14 protein-coding genes and 4 pseudogenes are annotated in these 18279 nt (G+C 46.2%); 5 read left to right on the forward strand and 13 right to left on the reverse strand.

What is annotated here, in order from left to right:
• The first annotated feature begins 15 nt into the window (after positions 1-15).
• A complete protein-coding gene (gene trxA, locus AC50YL_RS11590; RefSeq protein WP_494832034.1) occupies positions 16-348 on the forward strand; it encodes a thioredoxin in 333 nt (110 codons plus the stop codon).
• 1176 nt (positions 349-1524) lie between these two features.
• Here trxA and AC50YL_RS11595 read toward each other — a convergent pair.
• The 3 genes from AC50YL_RS11595 to AC50YL_RS11605 all read right to left on the reverse strand — a co-directional run bounded on the left by AC50YL_RS11595 (position 1525) and on the right by AC50YL_RS11605 (position 3815).
• Positions 1525-1866: a hypothetical protein gene (locus AC50YL_RS11595; RefSeq protein ID WP_494832036.1), complete on the reverse strand. Its 342-nt coding sequence runs from the start codon at positions 1864-1866 to the stop codon at positions 1525-1527.
• A gap of 62 nt (positions 1867-1928) precedes the next feature.
• On the reverse strand, positions 1929-3029 hold the full coding sequence (locus tag AC50YL_RS11600) for a protein kinase domain-containing protein (RefSeq protein WP_494832038.1): 1101 nt from the start codon (positions 3027-3029) through the stop codon (positions 1929-1931).
• A 600-nt stretch (positions 3030-3629) separates the two neighbouring features.
• Positions 3630-3815, reverse strand: a complete 186-nt coding sequence (locus AC50YL_RS11605) for a DUF4177 domain-containing protein (protein ID WP_494832040.1) — start codon at positions 3813-3815, stop codon at positions 3630-3632.
• Positions 3816-4189: 374 nt separating this feature from the next.
• Between AC50YL_RS11605 and AC50YL_RS11610 the strand changes: the two genes are divergently transcribed.
• Entirely contained in the window at positions 4190-4705 is a 516-nt protein-coding gene (locus AC50YL_RS11610; protein ID WP_494832042.1) for a hypothetical protein, read from the forward strand.
• 478 nt (positions 4706-5183) lie between these two features.
• Positions 5184-6362 carry a cytochrome P450 gene (locus tag AC50YL_RS11615; protein ID WP_494832044.1) on the forward strand — a complete coding sequence of 393 codons (1179 nt, stop codon included), beginning with the start codon at positions 5184-5186 and terminating at the stop codon, positions 6360-6362.
• 559 nt (positions 6363-6921) lie between these two features.
• On the opposite strand, the gene AC50YL_RS11620 is transcribed toward AC50YL_RS11615, so the two are convergent.
• The 8 genes and pseudogenes from AC50YL_RS11620 to AC50YL_RS11655 form a co-directional block, all read right to left on the reverse strand.
• Positions 6922-7242, reverse strand: a complete 321-nt coding sequence (locus AC50YL_RS11620; protein ID WP_494832045.1) for a hypothetical protein — start codon at positions 7240-7242, stop codon at positions 6922-6924.
• A gap of 980 nt (positions 7243-8222) precedes the next feature.
• Positions 8223-9194 (reverse strand): ABC transporter permease, encoded by a 972-nt coding sequence (locus AC50YL_RS11625; protein WP_251657892.1) that lies wholly within the window; start codon positions 9192-9194, stop codon positions 8223-8225.
• Positions 9178-10701 carry a sugar ABC transporter ATP-binding protein gene (locus AC50YL_RS11630; protein ID WP_494832048.1) on the reverse strand — a complete coding sequence of 508 codons (1524 nt, stop codon included), beginning with the start codon at positions 10699-10701 and terminating at the stop codon, positions 9178-9180. Before AC50YL_RS11630 ends, AC50YL_RS11625 begins: the two co-directional genes overlap by 17 nt.
• 76 nt (positions 10702-10777) lie before the next feature.
• Entirely contained in the window at positions 10778-11851 is a 1074-nt protein-coding gene (locus AC50YL_RS11635) for a substrate-binding domain-containing protein (protein ID WP_494832050.1), read from the reverse strand.
• A gap of 310 nt (positions 11852-12161) precedes the next feature.
• A pseudogene (locus tag AC50YL_RS11640) lies at positions 12162-12293 on the reverse strand (RCC1-like domain-containing protein); the annotation flags it as partial.
• A gap of 214 nt (positions 12294-12507) precedes the next feature.
• Entirely contained in the window at positions 12508-13017 is a 510-nt protein-coding gene (locus AC50YL_RS11645; protein WP_494832052.1) for a DinB family protein, read from the reverse strand.
• Between the two features lie 683 nt (positions 13018-13700).
• Positions 13701-14419 (reverse strand): annotated as a pseudogene (locus AC50YL_RS11650) (lipid II flippase family protein).
• 175 nt (positions 14420-14594) lie between these two features.
• Positions 14595-15143, reverse strand: coding sequence for a DUF4362 domain-containing protein (locus AC50YL_RS11655; protein ID WP_494832054.1), 549 nt, complete (start codon positions 15141-15143; stop codon positions 14595-14597).
• Between the two features lie 625 nt (positions 15144-15768).
• On the opposite strand from AC50YL_RS11655, the pseudogene AC50YL_RS11660 reads away from it, so the two are divergent.
• Both AC50YL_RS11660 and AC50YL_RS11665 read left to right on the forward strand, forming a co-directional pair.
• Positions 15769-15949, forward strand: a pseudogene (locus AC50YL_RS11660) (IS3 family transposase); the annotation flags it as partial.
• 2 nt (positions 15950-15951) lie between these two features.
• Positions 15952-16089: pseudogene (locus tag AC50YL_RS11665) on the forward strand (IS3 family transposase); the annotation flags it as partial.
• A 166-nt stretch (positions 16090-16255) separates the two neighbouring features.
• Here the strand turns inward: AC50YL_RS11665 and AC50YL_RS11670 are convergent.
• Positions 16256-17650, reverse strand: coding sequence for a serine hydrolase domain-containing protein (locus tag AC50YL_RS11670; protein WP_494832056.1), 1395 nt, complete (start codon positions 17648-17650; stop codon positions 16256-16258).
• Positions 17651-17762: 112 nt separating this feature from the next.
• Positions 17763-18206 carry a hypothetical protein gene (locus AC50YL_RS11675; RefSeq protein ID WP_494832058.1) on the reverse strand — a complete coding sequence of 148 codons (444 nt, stop codon included), beginning with the start codon at positions 18204-18206 and terminating at the stop codon, positions 17763-17765.
• Between the last annotated feature and the right edge of the window lie 73 nt (positions 18207-18279).

The following is an 18279-nucleotide window of genomic DNA, read 5'->3' on the forward strand; positions in this document are numbered from 1 at the left end:
GGAGGTTTCAACAAGATGGTAATTTCCTCAGTTAACAAGGAAAATTTTCGTGGACAGATCGAACATGGGGTTACGCTCGTTGATTTTTATGCGACATGGAGCGGCCAATGTAAAATTCAGTTGCCGATCGTAGAAGAATTGGCTGAAGAAATGAAATCACATGCTGCCGTCGTGAAAGTGGATATTGATAATGAAACGGAACTTGCATCGGAATACGGTGTGAGGACTATTCCAACATTAATGCTTTTTAAAGACGGTTATCTGGTAGAACAATTTGTTGGACTTCAGGAAAAAGAACATCTGAAAAACAAAATCGAACTATATATTTCGATGGGCGATACATGCTAAGCACATAAATCCGATCAATGAAACCGATCATCTTAATGATCGGTTCATTGTGTCAGGTCTGCTTGCTCTTATACCAGCTACCACTCTTGGAAAGAAGAAAAGGGGGCGCGAAATATGGCACTATGGCCTTGTCGCTCGGGCGCATGCCGAATTGTGGACGGAAGTTGGTCCGGAAGCGGCGTACTACAAGAAACTGATCGAGACGTCCGGACAACCCGCGCTTGATCTGGGCTGCGGCAGTGGACGCTTGTTGCTCCTTTTTTGCGGGATGGCCTGGATGTGGATGGCAGCGACTACTCGGAGGGGGGTACTCCCGTACAGTATTCGTATGTCTATCCCTACGATCATAGTAGCAATACTCAGCCGTTTCATTATGCGCTTGCCTGCCAATCGACGGGAATGAGATCAAGTCCTTGTCAATTTCGAAATTCGAATCCAATAGACCAAAATGTAATCTCGTCGATGACTCCTTTCTATTGATCGCTAGATAAAATTTTCTCAGTATTTATGACACCACGCATTTATGTGTGATGTCAGAATTAAGAAAACAACTGAGAAAACGTTGATTTACCAAGGCTCGTTTTCATAATTAGTGAGAGGTTAACTCACACGAAAAAACATAAATAACCCCCCGATCAAAGGTCTAAGTAAAGTTGTTTAATGGGTACTTGGCAGCTGGATCGTCCAGAAGCAACAAATTAAAAAGTGCCCACCTGCAAAAGGTGGGCACTTTCATTTTATCTAACTACAGCAATACTACCAGGAACCGCTAATTTCATCGTTGTAATTTTTTATTTCCACGTATTCCTCTAAATATCAATGCTATTAATACTACGATTCCAATAAGTGATTTTATCCAGTAAGGTAACGAATCAAACAACCCGACTTATGGAAGTATCCTGCCGTTAACTTTATGAAGCCACCGAACGTGCTGGCAGCTTCATCAAAGATGTTTATTGTATTATCGTTCCCAGTTAATTCAATCGCATGTTGCATGACTATTTTCTCCGTTTTACAACCCTATAGACTACGAATCCCAGAAACACTATTACTAGCAAGGTTATACTCTGAATTAGTGCCGTACTTAGTTGAAGATCCGCTTGTATTCCGCCTTTGTTTTCATTTACTTCCTATACGTAAAGTTAATGTGTTTATTGCGTAATTTTGCCCGTTAGTTTAATTCAGAGGTCCCAGTTTTGAAGCATTATAATATTTATCATTTACTTTTACTGCAATTACTTGAGTGGGGTCTTTTCCTTTTATCTCAAACAACATACTTCCTGTTGGCATACGTTGGTCATTTGAGTCCCCATTTTTTTTCGGCATAGGGGTTTCTTGTCTTTTAATCTTTCCAATCTCCTTGCCGATTTCTCCAATGGAAACCTCCTCAATCGAAAGTCCGTACAGGATATTATTCCAGGCTATGGCACTTGGATAAGAGTTTGACTGCTTATTTTGTATACCACAACCTGCTGTGAGGAAAGACACCAATAAAAAAACTAATAGTATCATCCTCATGCGTTCCCCTCCTTCACACAAATCAATGATCCGCTTGCCTAAACCCCGTTCACTTATAGTCATCATGATCTTAGTGGCTCAAACCCAGTTGTTGTACAAATTCGTTGAATTTCCTCAACTGGAAATGGAGTGGTTCTGCTCACCGAACCGAGATTCATGTAGAAGTCATTCATCGCTAAGGCTATCGGAGCGTACCGTTTAATAAATAACGTTGCTGCCTCCATCACCTCGATTGACTTATCACCCTCAGCATATCGGCGTATGAGGTCTACACGTTCTGTATGATTCTTCGCACCGTTTAGCACCGTTACAAGCCAGTTCACGAACTCTGTAACCACATAACACCCATCATGAGCCTTGTTCCGATCGAGAAACTCCGATTCATTTTCGGACAGCTCAAACCGAGAAGACGTTGCAAGTCCGAAGTCCGTAATATAAACACGGTGTCCGTCGGTTAAAATGTTTCTGAAGTGAACATCGAAATGGAGTAATCCATTCGTGTTCATAAACGAGACAGCAGACCGCAAGTGGGAATCCACCATAGAGAAAGCAGAGGTGGATGTCTTCTCACCAATAGCTACCTGTTCGATAAGCCAGTCGTGAAGGTTATGAGGAATATACTCACAGAACAGTACAACACTATCCGCTGCGTCCATAATTGCCTCGATACGATTCCCCACTGTCTCGGATCCCCAAAACTCAACCATGCCGGAAACATCGCTCAGTTCGTCAGAGATTGGTGCACTTCGTTTCAAACCGCGTAACACCCGCCAGTGATACATTATCGGAAAGCTCTCACACTGTTTCGCCAGCACCCAGTTGGTGGTCATGGTGTGGGCGGCGATCTCACGCCACACGCCACCCCCTGGTGAACCTATGCCATAGTGGCAAAACGGAGAGAGTTCGAATACGTTTCTAGTGGACATGATATTCGGAGTACGTCTTTCTATTTCCGTCAGCGGTATTATTTTCATAAAGACTGACGTGTCTTCGAGTTGCAATAACGCCGTTGTACCACCGATGCCAGTCCCCATAATCGCAGCATGTTCCACTCGCTCTCGAAGCCGCTCATCGCTGAGCAACGTTAAGGCGGTGGACACGGCGGCATAGCTTGCAAGTCTTGTTTCATGAGAAGCATGTATCTCTCTCAGGGATGATTTCATAGTGTTATCGTTCCTTCCGCTCAAATGACTTATTAAATAAAAGCGATATTAGCAATCAAATAAACTTTTCATTTCCTCTGGAACTATTTTCGCATCCTCGATTTCAACTTGTCCATTTTCATTCGGTGGAGTCAGTCTGACCAGAAGCATATTTCCATTATCAAACCTTACCAATTCGTAATTATTGAAGAGTGTACTAGCGGAGGATAGGGTTTTTAACTCCTCAAAATCGGATTTCGGCACACTATTAGCCCTCCCTCAGAAAACAACTAAGTAAAGCGAGCGTAATCTTGCCGATCAATGGAGGTTTTCATCAAGAGAGTGGTATGCACTGGGTTATCGGGTTTCACTTCAATTTGCGAACAACCTAAAAGAAGTACGAGAAATGAACATATTATAATCATTCTTTTCATGTGATCGCCTTCCTCATGTGGCAATATGGTTTGAACACCCACAACCTTATCCATTAGTTTTACGTTTCCAATACTTGGATAGTTGCATTACACTGCCCGTTAGCATAATGAAAAAGAAGCAGTTGCCGACGGCAAACTGCTCCTTGATGCATTGAGCTATCGTACCCGCTAGCTCAACGATAATCGGCTATTCTTTTAATAGCCTTTCAAAAATGATATCGCAAAAGGCTGGCTTTCCATCCATGCTATAATTTGTAGGAAGAACTTGAGCTAGGCGCCACCCTTCTTTAGCATATTTTTGAATAGTTTCCCGATGTGTAGGATCGGACCAAAGCCCTCCTAGAGAGGTTTCAACAAAAATATATTCATACATAACTTGTAATACCTCCTATTATCCTAAAGTGTAACACATCCCCATTTGTTCAACTGCTAAGCTATCCGAGATGTTAAATGTGAAAATTCCATATATTAGGACGCCGTTTTATATATAATAGTTGCACTGATCCTGCCCGTTAGTTGAGCGCTGCCGTGAGTCACATCGGTTCTGTTAGTACGGAAGGCATGCGAATCCGGCATCTGGACGTCACCGCCGCTAGCAGCGTCAGCTCCGCAAGTGTTAGTTTTGAGAGGTCGTCTGCTGGTTCTCAGTCTGAAGACTGAGAAGAAATCATCCTCAAGCAGATTTTACAATAAACATACTCATGTTACGATTTAGGAAGCCTATGAAAACGAACGGAGGAAAAGATTGTGTCTAAAAAAGCACCACTCGGCGCACTATTGGTCTTGTTCGGAATATTCCTATTTACAAACCGGGACAATGTTATGGGACCAGGCAAGGTCATGGCTTATTTTTGGCCAAGTTTATTCGTTATTCCGCTTGGGCTGCTGTTTCACTGGATGTATTTCTATGCGACAGAGCGCAGGGGGGTTGGGTTGTTAATTCCGGGAGGTATTTTATTCGGGGCCGGCATCGTCTGCCAGATCTCCATGCTGTTTGACAGCTGGGCTTATATGTGGCCGGCTTTTCCGATGGCTGTAGCGTTCGGACTGTTTGAATTCTACTGGTTCGGCAAACGAAACCGGTGGATTCTTGTGCCGGTGTTCATTCTCGGGAGCGCTTCTATCATCTTCTTTATCGCTTTCACGCTGGGAACAATCTTCAGCTTTCACTTCATTGGACAAACCGCAGCGTCTATCTCTCTGGTTGTAGCGGGTGTTTTGCTGATGCTGAAAAGAAAATCCGAGGATAACCCCACCTATTGAAACTTGCCAGCTCAAGATTAATGAAGAACCGCGTCCTTGCGGAGTCGATTCAATAAAGTAGAAATGGCTTCACCATTTGTTTGTTGTACAGCAGGTTTCTTACTTTCTTGTACGACATAAAGGGACTACTCGGGGATGTCATTTTCATGAAACCCTGAGCAGTCCTTTTTTTGTTCAACCTTCGAATCAATCCCTCAACTCCGTAATCGCTTCTAAGGAGCGGAAGAAAAAAGAGCACATCTGTCCCTGAATTCCGAAATGCATAACCGATTGGACTATATCCATTTTTATCATTATCAATTTTACGAGGCTGGCCAGACCAGGAAACTCGTTGCCGAAAAGAAGGTCGTCAACCAAGTTCCTTAGTTCACCGGCGGTTTTTCCATCGAACATACCTGACCGTACAACCGGATCATTTGTGTCTTCCACTTTTTGGCGTTATCATCATAGTAAACCATTTTGAAAGGATGTGTCGATTATGACCAACCTGTTATCCCCTGAATTTCTTTTGAATCCGTATCCCGTGTACGAGACGTTCAGAAGGAATCAACCGGTCGCGTACATGGAACCGCTTCAATTGTGGTCTGTCTTTACCTACGATCATGTGAAAACCGTCCTCTCTGATCACTCCCGGTTTTCCTCACGGCCAAGCGCGCCGCCCAGAGATGCCGATTCGCATAAGCAGCCGGAGGGTTTCAGCCTGATCAATATCGATCCCCCGAGGCATAGTGATCTGCGCTCACTGGTGAACCGCGCATTTACGCCGAAGGCCGTCGCCGCTCTTGAGCCAAGAATTACGCAGATCGCCGGAGAGCTCCTGGACGTAGTCATTCCCGGCGGGGAGATCGATCTGATCCGGGATTTTGCTTACCCGCTGCCAGTTATCGTCATAGCCGAACTGATGGGAGTACCCGCCAACGATCGGGAGCGCTTTAAGGCTTGGTCGGACGAAATCGTCGCAAGCGCCGATGCCGTCATCGGAGGCCAACATACGTCCAGACAGGCTAATATGGAGATGAACGAATATTTTAGAAGAATTATCGCGCAGCGCCGGAGTGACCCGCAGAACGATTTGATCAGTGCACTGCTCGCCGCCGAGGAGGGCTCCTCCCACCTGACAGAATCCGAAGTGCTGTCCTTCTGCCGCTTGCTGCTGGTTGCCGGCAACGAGACGACCACTAATCTGATCGGGAATGCCGTCCGGGCACTGCTGGAGCATCCGGACGAGTGGAAGAAGCTTCAGTCCAATCCGAATTTGCTGGGGAGCGCCATTGAAGAAGTTCTTCGCTTCCGTTCTCCGGTGCAAGCGATGTTCCGTATGACCAAAGAGGACGTGGAGCTTGGAGGACATACGATCCCGCAGGGGACCCGGGTCGTGGCTTGGATCGGCTCGGCCAATCGGGATGAAACCAAGTTCGACGATTCCATGCGTTTCGATATCGCTAGAGAATCCAATCAGCATCTGGCCTTCGGCCAAGGCATTCATTTCTGTCTCGGTGCCCCGCTCGCCCGTTTGGAGGCGAAGATCGCGCTATTGGCGATCATGGACCGGCTGCCCGGACTCGCCAGAACGAACGACGATCTGCTCGAACCCACGCGCGGTTTCATCGTCCATGGCGTCAAAAGCTTGCCGCTTCGCTTCGTCGCCCGAGGGTAACGCATTTCCCGAAATGCGAATGACAAGCCGACCGGCATGCCGATCGGGCTTGATGACGTTAACGATGTGAGCCGTAATCGAGGCGATCATTCCATGAGTTACTCCTTACGTGACCGCATTGAAATATAGCAGGTGTTAATTTATAATACCGCATATTGGAACTATCCTGCCCGTTCGTATTATGAGGTCACCAGAACTTACTGGTCGACCTCATTTTTGCGCGGTCGTAAGATTGCGATAGCCGGGGATTTGTTGTACAAGGCTGTGCTGGGGGGCTGAGCTGAGCCGTGCCGATATTCGATTCACCGTCACGACCGAGCTATTTGCGGAAGGTGCGGTGAAATAGACAGGTTTATTTAGCCAATAGGAAAACTGTTCTGTGAAAATATATTCTTAGACTAGAGTCGTTGAGTTAACAACGTTTTTGAATTAAAGAATCATCAGCTTCTTAAAAATAAGTTTTAGACAGGGTCCAATAAACAAAGCAGCGACAGAACAAGACTTGATAAATAAAGTCTTAGACTGCCGCTGTTGTTGTTCAATTATCGTACCCGTTAGTTTAATCTTCTCTGGTGAGTATTGAGTATTTTTCGAAGCTTAACGCATCATCCAAAGCTTCGCCATGAAAATCCTGCATATAGTGATACTTCGCAATAAGGTCTTCTTTATAAATTACGTTTATGGTGGTTTGTACGAACTCAATAGGTGTATCATATCTACAATTAATAACCAGTGCGATTCGCTCGTTTGTTAGCTTTATTGAGGAGATATCCTCGTTTCCGAATAACTCAAAATAATCTTCAGGGTCATCCGCTTTCCAAGAATTTATCCAACCCCAGAAGCCCTGCTTTGCTTCCTCAAAAGGCTTATTCTCATCCATGAATTTTTTTAAATCAGCAGTATTCAGTACAATCGCCCCTTAAGAACACATGAATATGGTTAGTTTTTTTTCTTATATTTCGCCTCAACGCTTGCGCAATCCTGCCCGTTACTTCAATAAACAACGGCAGCCGATCGACCGGCTGCCGTTGCGTCTTCATTCAACTATCGTACCCGTTAGTTCAACGTTTGTTGATTAACCCATAAGCAAATATCAGAATTCCAATAATGAAAAAAAATAAAACAAATAAATTATCATTAATTTTGGGGTATTCTACTAGCTTTAAGTCAGTAGTTGTACCGTGTGATGCGAAACCAGCCACAATGAGGGAGTTCGAAATATTAGCAATGCATCTTTCAAGAGTAAAAATCAGTCCACTAACAATCATTAATACTGTTCCTAATATCTTGTAAGCGTGATTTGACACTATTTCAGCTCCTATATGTTAAATTTGAAATTTGTCCTTACCATTAAATTTAGACGCATCAGAAATGGAAATGTTTCCAATAAACCCCACTTAGCACCTGCTTTAAGATTATAATCATTCGCCACATAATAGATTGTTTCAAGAGAACTGCAGGCGTGCTTCAAGTTCCTGTACTTGCAATCCTCGCAGTAATGCATACCTTTTCGGTTTCGTTCCACTCGGTCGTAAACTTGAGTTCCCTCGAAGACCCCAAACTCTCTTTTGCAAATATAACAGGTCGAATGCAAACGAAATCCGTTTGGTTGGTTTTGCACCGAAATCCCTCCCGCCCATGTGACAAGCTGCAATAAATCTTTGACCTGAACCTAAACATGACTAATTACGAGTTGTTTCATCTAACCGCCTCCTTCAAATGTATACTATACTCACGGCCTATTACCAAGCCCCTTCAACCTTTTCGCCGTTATACATTAAAATAATAAAGGTACATTCCCCTTAAATTTGAGGAAAATGTACCTTTTCCGACTTTTTCAGCGGCCTCCAACTTCGCTCCCTACCCCGACCTTGATTGCCGCTTCACCATCTGTAACCCTACAGCGGCAAGGAGAATCAACCCTTTTACTGAATCGTTCAACAACGCATTCATTCCGACCGCCGTTATGATTTTATCGATCATTGTGAATGACATGGTGCCGAACACGATACTCGCCACTTTCCCTCTCCCGCCGGACATGCTGATTCCGCCGATGACAACGGCAGCAATGGCATAGAGCTCGAAGTTCTGACCGGACGTTGCCGGGTCGAAGGAAGTATCTTTCGCAATCTTCAGGAACGCTGCAAATCCCACCAATGCGCCGCTTAGCAGGAATACCTTGATTCTGGTCCAATGAATATCGATACCGGCTAGCTTAGCAGCGCGCGGATTGCTTCCGAGCGCATAGACACGCTTTCCGAATTTGGTAGAGGACGATATGTACGTGAGAGCCACTGCGATACAGATAAAAATAATGCCAATGACGGGGAGTGTTAGCAATTCTCCATTGCCGAGCTTAAACAGCGCCGAATAGCTGGATAATGATCCGTCCACGCTGTATCTCGTTTCACCCCGCTCATTCATCATATATTGCGAGATCGACCTAAAGATCAGCATCGTTGCCAAAGTGACGATGAACGAAGGCATCAGCAGCCAGCCAACAAGCACGCCGTTAATGAAGCCGCACACCATTCCGAGCAGAATGGCGATGATCAGCCCTGCAAAGATGTTATCCACTTGGTTGTAAACGATAATGGTCAGCCCGCCGACAAGGACGAAGGAGGAGCCGACAGAGAGATCGATATCCCCGGTAAGAATGATGAATCCCATTCCGAGCGCAATCGTCCCCAGAATGGCGCTGTGAAGCAATATATTCGTCATGCTGGTCCAGGATGTACCGCTGCCATTCGTAAACAAGAAGGCAATGAATATGCCGATAAAGACGATAATGTAGTTATAGTTGGACCACAGATGCTTATAGTTGACGCTCATTCTCCGCCGCACTCCTCTCCTCCGGAACAATGGCGTTTGTCGCATGGAGCATGACGCGTTCTTCGTTGATTTCTTCCCGGTTCAGAATCGCCGTAATGGTCCCGCGATAAAACACCGCACAACGGTCCGCAATTTTCTGAATCTCTGTCATCTCGAGTGTATTGACAATAATTGTTTTTCCTTGCTTGGCCAGCTCGAGAATAAGCTTATATATTTCGTGCTTCGCACCGATGTCAATCCCCTGCGTCGGGTTGTCGAAAAGAATAAGGTCCGCGTTGGTGCGCAGCGACCGCGCCAGGATGATCTTCTGCTGGTTTCCGCCTGACAAGCTTGTGATCATGTCCCGATAGCTGCCCGCCTTGATTGCAAGCTTTTTTCTCAACTCCTCGTAGGTCTGAAGCTCTCGTTTTTTGAATATAAACTTCTGTCTGGAATGAATCGCGTGCTCGGAGAGGTAAGTATTTTCGAGCAGGTTGAGGTCCGGGATGACGGAGTTTTCCTTGCGGTTGGCGGGCACCATCGCTATTCTTAACTTCATCGCGCTTCGGATGCTGTGAGGCTGGAGGCTTCGGCCGTAGATGAGAAGCCTGCCGCTATGAGGCTGCAATACGCCGAAGATCGTCTGCAACAGCTCCGAGCAGCCAGCGCCTTCCAAGCCTGTAAATGCAATGATTTCACCCTTCTTCACGGTCAAGTTGACGTTGTGAAACCGCCTGCCGGAGAGCTGTTGTATCTCTACGATTGCAACACCTGCCGTGCGCTCTTCATACCCTACATCGGATGAATACCGTTCCCCGACCATATGTCTGGCGATTTCCTCCGGCGTGGTGTGCTTGATGTCATTCGATACAACCAGCTTTCCGTTGCGAAGCACGGTGAAGCTGTCCGCAATCCGGAAGATCTCCGGCATCTTGTGGGAGATAAAGATGAAGCTTTTGCCGGCATTTTTCAATCTTCGGATAATAAAGAACAGCCGCTCAATCTCTTCGTTGTTCAGCGCTGTGGTAGGCTCATCCAGTATAAAAAGCTTCGCTTCCCCCTGCAGCACCTTCGCGATTTCCAGCAGCTGCTTTTTCCCCGTATCCAGGCTGCCTGCGTATTCCATAGGGTCTATATCGACACCCAGTTTACCCATCAACGCGCTTGTCTGATCAACCATCTCTTTCTTTCGCAATCTGCCGAGGGGACCGGTCAGCTCCTTGCCCAGAAACACATTCTCGTACACACGCAAATCGTTAAATATATTCAGTTCTTGATGAACAAAGGCAATCCCGTGCTGCTCGGCCGATTTGATGCTGTGTTGGGCGATCTCCCTGCCGTCGAAAGAGATCAGGCCGTTATCCTTGCTATGAACGCCAGCCAGGATGTTCATCAGCGTGGATTTGCCCGCACCGTTCTCTCCGAGCAAGGCGTGTACTTCTCCCCGGTTAACGCTCAGACTAACGCGGTCGAGCACAGTAACTCCATAGAACGCTTTGGTGATGCCGTCCATCTTCAGCAGTCCCATATGCCCCCACTCACCTTGTATATTAGGCTAATCCGCTCATAAGCACGATCATCTCATGAGCGGTTTATTTACCGTACTATTTCTCTTCGTACGTGCCGAACGCCTTGAAATCCGCTACGTTGCCGGCATCGACGACCTTAACCGGAATGACGTGATCCTGCTCGACTGTTCCTTTTTTCATGAGGAAGTCCGTCATCACCTGCATGGCCTCTTGAATCATAGCCGGATCGTAGGTTACCGAAAAGATATCGAATGTGGACGGGCGTGCTATTGTCTGATGTTTGTCTTTCAAAATTGCATGCATTTCGGCAAGACCCGAAGAGGCGCCCAGTGCCTTCAGCTGCTTCAGAAACGCTTCCTTCTTGCCTGCATCAAGGGCTGAACCGTTTAGAGATTCCAGGACGCCGATAGCGATTTCATCATCGTGCGTGAAGATCCAATTCTCCTTGGAGGTATCAAGCTGGGCGCTGCCGAACCACGATTCGAACAGCTCCTTCCCTGTATCGCGGCTCCAGCCGGTGGCTGCGGATTTCACCACTGTCTTGTCGATCTCTTCTTTTGTCCAGCCTTGCTCGCTTAGGTATGTCCTGAATCCGTTCGAACGAAGCTCCGGCACGGAGGAATTGTCTCCGATCATTTCATAGACATAATCGTCCTTGGTGAGACCCTTCTCAACGAATCGCTTAGCCGTCTCATAACCGATGCCTTCGTTATCGCCCTTTACGTTCGAGACCACCTTCTCATCGATCATCGGACTCGTTATGACACGGTCGAATTGGACAAAGGGGATATCTGCGGCCGCAATTTTCTCCAGCGTCGATTGAAGACCGTTATCGTACGGAAGAATAACAATGCCGCCTATGCTGCCCGATTTACTCAAGAGGTCATCCACTTGCTTAATTTGGTTCTCCACATCCGTCGCTGCAAACACCTTGACTTTGAATTTCTCCTTCACCGCATCGTCCTTATTCAGCTCATCTGCCTTCTCCTGTGCGTAAGTCAGAACAGCCCCCGTCCAACCATGATCCGCGCTCGGCACCATGACGGCAATTTCCTTCCCGGAGCCGTCGCTCGTGCAGCCGGCTAGTCCCAACCCGGACAGCACCAGAATCGCGAGCACCAGCATTACTGAAACTCGATTTCTAATCATACCAACCCTCCATTCTTGATATATTCCCTTTGTTCTCAATCAAGTGTATTCGTGTACAATTACAATCATGTCAGGGTGATAAGGGGGATTGTGGTTTCCTAAATCGTGTCTTTTCGGCATGGTCTAACAGGTTGGTTTCCGGCAAGTTTGAAGGGCCACCCTATAATGGATGGCCCTTTATTGACTACTATTATAATCCATGAAATTTGTTGAATGACTTGCAAGATTTTTTTCTTCATGACTGCATCGTCTGTTCAGATGTTTCGAATTCAATAAACATTTCTCTTAAGTCTCCTTTGATTTTCAGTATTTCGTCCACTCTCCCCACAGCCATTACCGTGCCGTCCGAAAGGAGACCAACGGAATGCCGATGACCCGCCGCTATGGTATTCTTTGGCCACCGTTTCATTTTTAGCGCCGTTTCCGGCGAAGTATGATACATAGTTCACTTCACTCCTCAAAACAATGACCTATCAATAATAGGTGTCATACCCCTTGCAACTTTGCAAGTAGCTCACCTTCAATATATTTCACTAATTCATTAAACTATCCTGCCCGTTACTTCAATGGACAACGGCAGCCGATCGTGTGGCCGGCTGCCGTTGTGTCTCCATTCAACTATCGTACCCGGGAAGAGTGCCATAAAGTAAGGACGACTAACTCAAGTAACGATTTCGGATGACCCCCATGTGATGAAGCTCGTGTCCTGCCATGCCGTAAGCGAGGGAGCGCGCCGTAATGCTTACGTTGTTGGCTGTACCCTTGCGTAACCATGCCTCCGTCGGTAACCCGCGCAGCAGTGTGATCGTCGATTGCCGTACGGCCCGGTAGTCTTCGGCCAATTGCGCGGTTGTCCAGCTTCCGAAAGGAGGAATGAACAATTCCTGGTCGAAACCGGGCAGAGGCGTCTGATCCCCTCTTGCAAATCGGAGCAGGCGGTAGGACATGACGCGCTCACTGTCTGCGATGTGGCCCACGACTTCTTTCAGCGTCCATTTTCCTTCCGCATATCGATAGGCGCTCTGGCTTTCGGTCAACGATGCCAGCAGCTCGGTCATTTGCTTTTCCTGGGCGAGCAGAATGTCGATGATGTTGCCTCCCGGCACCAACCGGGTATACTCGCCGGCGTCCCCGGCGTATTCTTCTTCTGACGGTCTTTGGTTCATGCGTAATCACCTTTCTATGAAGAAATAGAAAACTAAAATGCTCTTTCCAATTGCTCTACCGCGATTTTTTTGCGAAATTCGTAACTTCGGCATATCTAATGAATTCGCGAAAGAATAGAACTTGCCTTCCATCAATCGAGAGAAAGCAACCACTTAGTTGGGCACGCTAAACTGCCCTTTAACGCAACGATGGCATCCGATCGCTTTTTAATGTGCAATAGGTCAGTTAACGATTGGCATTTTTAAGCTCTCTTACTTCTTCCTCGAGATGGACGATTCGCCTATTTAGTCGATAAATAACAGGTATAAACAAAATTAGAATTAGGATAATCCAGCCGTTTGCACTCATGATCCCACCACCCTCAATAGTTCTTATTTAGCATTGCCACCACACTATCCTGCTGCTCGTTAGCACAACGACGGCAGCCAATCATTCTGAGGCCGGCTGCCGTCGTATCAAAACTGAACTATCGTTCCTCCGTTAGCTTAATTAATCACAACTTCATCGCAGAGGTTGCGCTATTAATTATAGCGTTAAACTCGGAAATCAAAGCACTTCCAGCTTCCGTCTCCAATCTGGTTAATTGCCCATGTAGCAAAAGTAATGGCTTGCTCATTAAAAAGAGGTATTGACCGCCTCGTTCATATCAGCTCAATGAACCGTCACGCTAGTGTCAACGGTATTATAAGTACGGAACAATTGACTTAATCCAATATGCTGCAGGCAACAGAATTATTTGTGCCAATAAAGTCCCACAAAATCTTGAAAACATCAATGCACCAAAGACGCTGTTAATTGAAACTAATTGCGCCTCTCTACGAAGTACTTTATCTGTCAGTCATGCTACATGTGGATCAATCAGCAAAGTTAACATGATTGTTGCCAGTCCGTTTATTAAACCAGATGCTTGAGAGGCTCCTGTACTGAAGTTTCCAGGCAAATAAGAAGCATATAACGCAGCCAAGACACCAACCGTGTAGATGGCCGTGACACAACAATTCATAAGCATAAATCGCTTTGGCATCCCGTTGCCTAGAAGCCTTCTTGCCATTTCCCAGTTCGGCATCCGTAAGTAATAGAAGAAGTTTAAGATCAATTTCGATCTGAATAGTTTTTTTGCCATTCTTGGAATCGAACCAGCTTGTTCTAAATGAGAAACCATACGACTAGAGAGTGCCACAAATGATGGATATAATGCTATTGCTGTAAGTGTACCAATAGAAGCTGCCATCAGAATTATTCGGAAATAGTCAATTAAGTCTATTCCTGATTGTTTTTTGGCAAGATCCACTATTTTCCCAGTCATTGTACCCTGGGCATATTGGACGTTCTTGAAACAAGAACAATCATGCCCGTTAATGAGAGCGCTATTGCTAATTTCCCTGTTCGAATACCAGCCATTCTTACTGCATAGGAAAGCTAGAATAGTTGAGCGAAGGCAGCCGATCATTTCCGATCGGCTGTTCGTGTCTTAATTGAACTATCGTACCCGTTAGTTCAATAAAAGACCTTAATCTTTTCCCAATGTTTTAGTAATGCCCAATAAACGACTCGTTTTTGGATGCTGTATTTTTGCTTAAGAATGATTTTCACTGAAGTAGAAGGTGTTTCCTATATCTCGGGCTTTACAGCCTGTAAGGAGATACACATTAGGGGCCTCTGACTCATCCATTGGCTCTCTCTTTGTGATTCCTCCACAAAGCGTGTTTTGTTTGCCCTTTGTTTGTCCGCCAAAAGCATCCATGGAATCATTATAGATATATGTGATTTGTTCCCCATTAAAGGAAAGCTCGTACAAAATCGGGTCGCCTTCCGTTGTATATTGGGTAATTCGAATAGCGTCTGCATTTTTTTGTTCAATATTTTTCAAGAAAACTTGCCATTTCTCCAAATTCGAGAATTTGCCATGCACATTTACAATATCCCCGTTCTTAGCCGCTTTTTCAGGCAAATACGGTTTTTCAACCTTGGGAAGAGTCATTATCTTTGCATCTGTTGCAGCAACATCGTTCTTTGCTTTATCCGGATGATTTTCATTATTTTGAGACGAACAACTTGTAATTAGCACAGCTATTCCGAAAACCATAAAAACTTTAAATAGATTGATAACAATCACCTCGTTCATTTAAACGCTTCTCGTAGCAAAATGTTTCATAGGAAGGAATTATTGGAACTATTCTGCCCGTAGTTGAACTAAGGCAGCCGATCATAGTGGCGGCTGCCCTGTTATCCTCGTTAGTTTAATAGCGTTTGCCGTTTTCTAAGGAACTTTATAAAGTAAAAACCAATTGCCGCAGACAACAATAAATGCAATAGATAAGGAATCTGTCCTACGTGTATAACATGGAGCCTTCTGATGTGATCAATAATTAGATAACTCCATGTCAGTTGATAAATCAGATGACCAATCAATATAAAGTAAAGTATTTTACTTTGGATAAGACACCTCCTTGAACATAAGAGAACCCCAGAGATGATTTGAATAATACAATAAATCAGCCCAATTGGTGCTGAATCTATCCTCCATAAATACTCTAAGACAGGTGGAAAGTACATCAGACTCACAACTAAAGTTAACAAACCGAGTATTCGAAGATAAACGTGCTGGATTTCACATTTCTCCTTTGCATAGGTGTCACTCAATCACTGGACATTTACATTATTCCCGTCTCCAATTTTGACTAAACTGCCCGTTAGCGTAACGCCGGCAGCCGATCGCTCCGAGGGCGGCTCCGGGAACCATTCGGAATCGGAAATGGCGCAGTCAATTTAATGAGCATGGAATGGACGCCCTAAAATCGAAGAAAAAGGGGCGTCAAGGTACGATGAATAAACAGAAGCAAGGACCGGCTGAGGGGTCGGTTGAAGCTTTACAGGCGGAAATCGAACGTCTACGCATGGAAAACGCTATCTAAAAAAGTTGAATGCCTTAGAACTTCTTTGGCATTATGAAGTCGGAGTTTCTTTATCTTAATGAATTTAAAAGTGTAGATCACTTCAAGCTAGAGTTAGCGCGATACATGGATTACTACAATCACAAACGAATCAAGGCAAAATTAAATCGAATGCCGTCGCTTCCTTATTCAACTATCATTAGATTAATACATATGGCTAAAATCGTTCCTCGGCCTGGTATACGAAAACGGCAGCCATTATTTTGGCTGCCGTTTCTTCTTGATTATAAGCAAACATTGCTGGAGTTGACGATTCAATTCATGCAAAACCAGACACCGGATTTCAGTCGGTAGTCGTGCAAGTCCGGTTGAACAACCGTCCGGCAAGGTCGACTCCAGCGACCGCGCCATTATGATCGCGGGTAAAGAAGCCGCGTTGTCCCTTCAAACCGCCGCTGGAAACGATATACTCGTCTCCGTCGCCCGGTAACAGTCCGATGGCAGCCGTCGGGTAGTCCGGGGGCAATTCGGTATCTGCCTTCGCACGGATTTCCGGTTTAATCCCGACCTCGAGTGTCAGCCCTGCCATATTTGTGCCAATGGTGAGCTTCATGGAGTCGATCTCGTACCTTCCGACGATCTCATGGGCCCGCGTCTCGTCATACGGAAGCGGCTCTGGATCCCGGTCCACTACGCCGAGGTACGTCTCCAGCGCCCAACGGACGACTGCTTGGTTGAATAGAATGCCGTCGGGGCCGGCGTTGGACAGCGAGACAACGGCAAAGTCCCGCTCGGGAACGATAAGCAGCTCGGTGAACTGGCCGTTCCCCGACCCGCCGTGCCCGACGGTGCGAACGCCGTCGACGTCACGCAGGAACCAGCTGATGCCGATGGCGTCGCCGAGCGCACTGCCCCGTAATGCGATAGTTGGCTCTTTCATCTGATATAGCAATTCGGCGGGCAGAAGACGAACACCGCTGTCTGAGTGGCCGTCACCAAGATGGAACCGGGCCCAACAAATCTGGTCCGCCACTGAGGACACGAGTCCCCCGCCTGGGTTGTTACTACGCCAACGACTCCACAGCCGCGCGGCGGACGGCGTTCCGTCGTCGCCTGGATTGTGCCCCACGGCGAACCGCCGGGTCATGATATCGTTGTTCGCGAAGAAGCTGTGCGATAGGCCCATGGGTTCGAGCACCAACGAGGAAATGGCTCGTTCGTACGTTAGACCGGTGACCTTTTCTATAATCCGCCCTGCAAGGTTGTATCCCGCCTGGCTGTAGGAGGCTCGTGTATCGGGTGGCGAGATCTGCTCCAACTCGGCCATCTTCGCCACATAGGCTGCCAGGGCATCCTCCCCCTCGCCGGTGTCGACCATAATTCCCCAGCCCAGTCCAGAAGTGTGGTTGAGCAGGTTCAACACGGTAATCTCCGCCGCGGCCTGCTCATTCGCTAACCGGAGCTCGGGAACATACCGGCACACTGGCGCGTCCAACTGGACCAGCCCCTCCGCAACCAAGCGCATCAGAGCCGTCGCCGTATAGGTTTTCGTAATCGAGGCCAGCTCGTACAGCGTGTCCCTGTCGACAGGCATTGGGTTGTCGATGCTCGTCACGCCATGGCACGCGTAAATCTCCCGACCGTCCGCCCATACCCCGACGGCAACGCCAGGAATACCGAACTTTGTGGCCGTCGACTCGACGAAATCAGACAACATTGTTTCGCTTACTTTATTCATGATTATTCCTCCCATTTATTCAATCAAAAATTTAATGATTGACTATTTAGTCATTTAAACCTCTGTTTTTGCTTCGTCAGTATGATTCCCGACTTTTCTGATGTACTTTTCATTATTCTACTGTCAAAAAACCTTGATCTGCCATCATTTTCGTAGGGTCATCATGCGTGATCGTAAAAACCATCTTTATTGAGTCCTCTTTCACATGCAGAATGTAAAAGGAATCATGTACGAGATCAAAAGTTTGACCGGATTCTTTCTCTACTCTTACTTTTCCAAGGACCTCTACTAATACATAGTTATCTTTCAGCGGGGTTTCTGCCACCGGGGTTAGCGTAAAGGATTTATAACCTAAAGACGCTAAGTATTCACCGGACTCTTTCGTCCCAGCTAAATAATCTTCTTTCTTTATCGCTTGTACTTCTCCGGAAGGAGAGGCACCTACCAAAGGATCACTCACAAGCGGTTCAAGCAGCTCCGGACTATACAAGTTATTCGCCTCTTCGAAGTTCTTAAAATAGGATATGATTCTTTCGCTTACTTGAATTGTTTTCATTAATTTCGCTCTCCTTTTAATGGCTAAATATTTAGTCATTTAAAATTATTTGAAATTCGCTTGCTCTCTTTGC

This window comes from Paenibacillus sp. J22P277 (assembly GCF_059383675.1).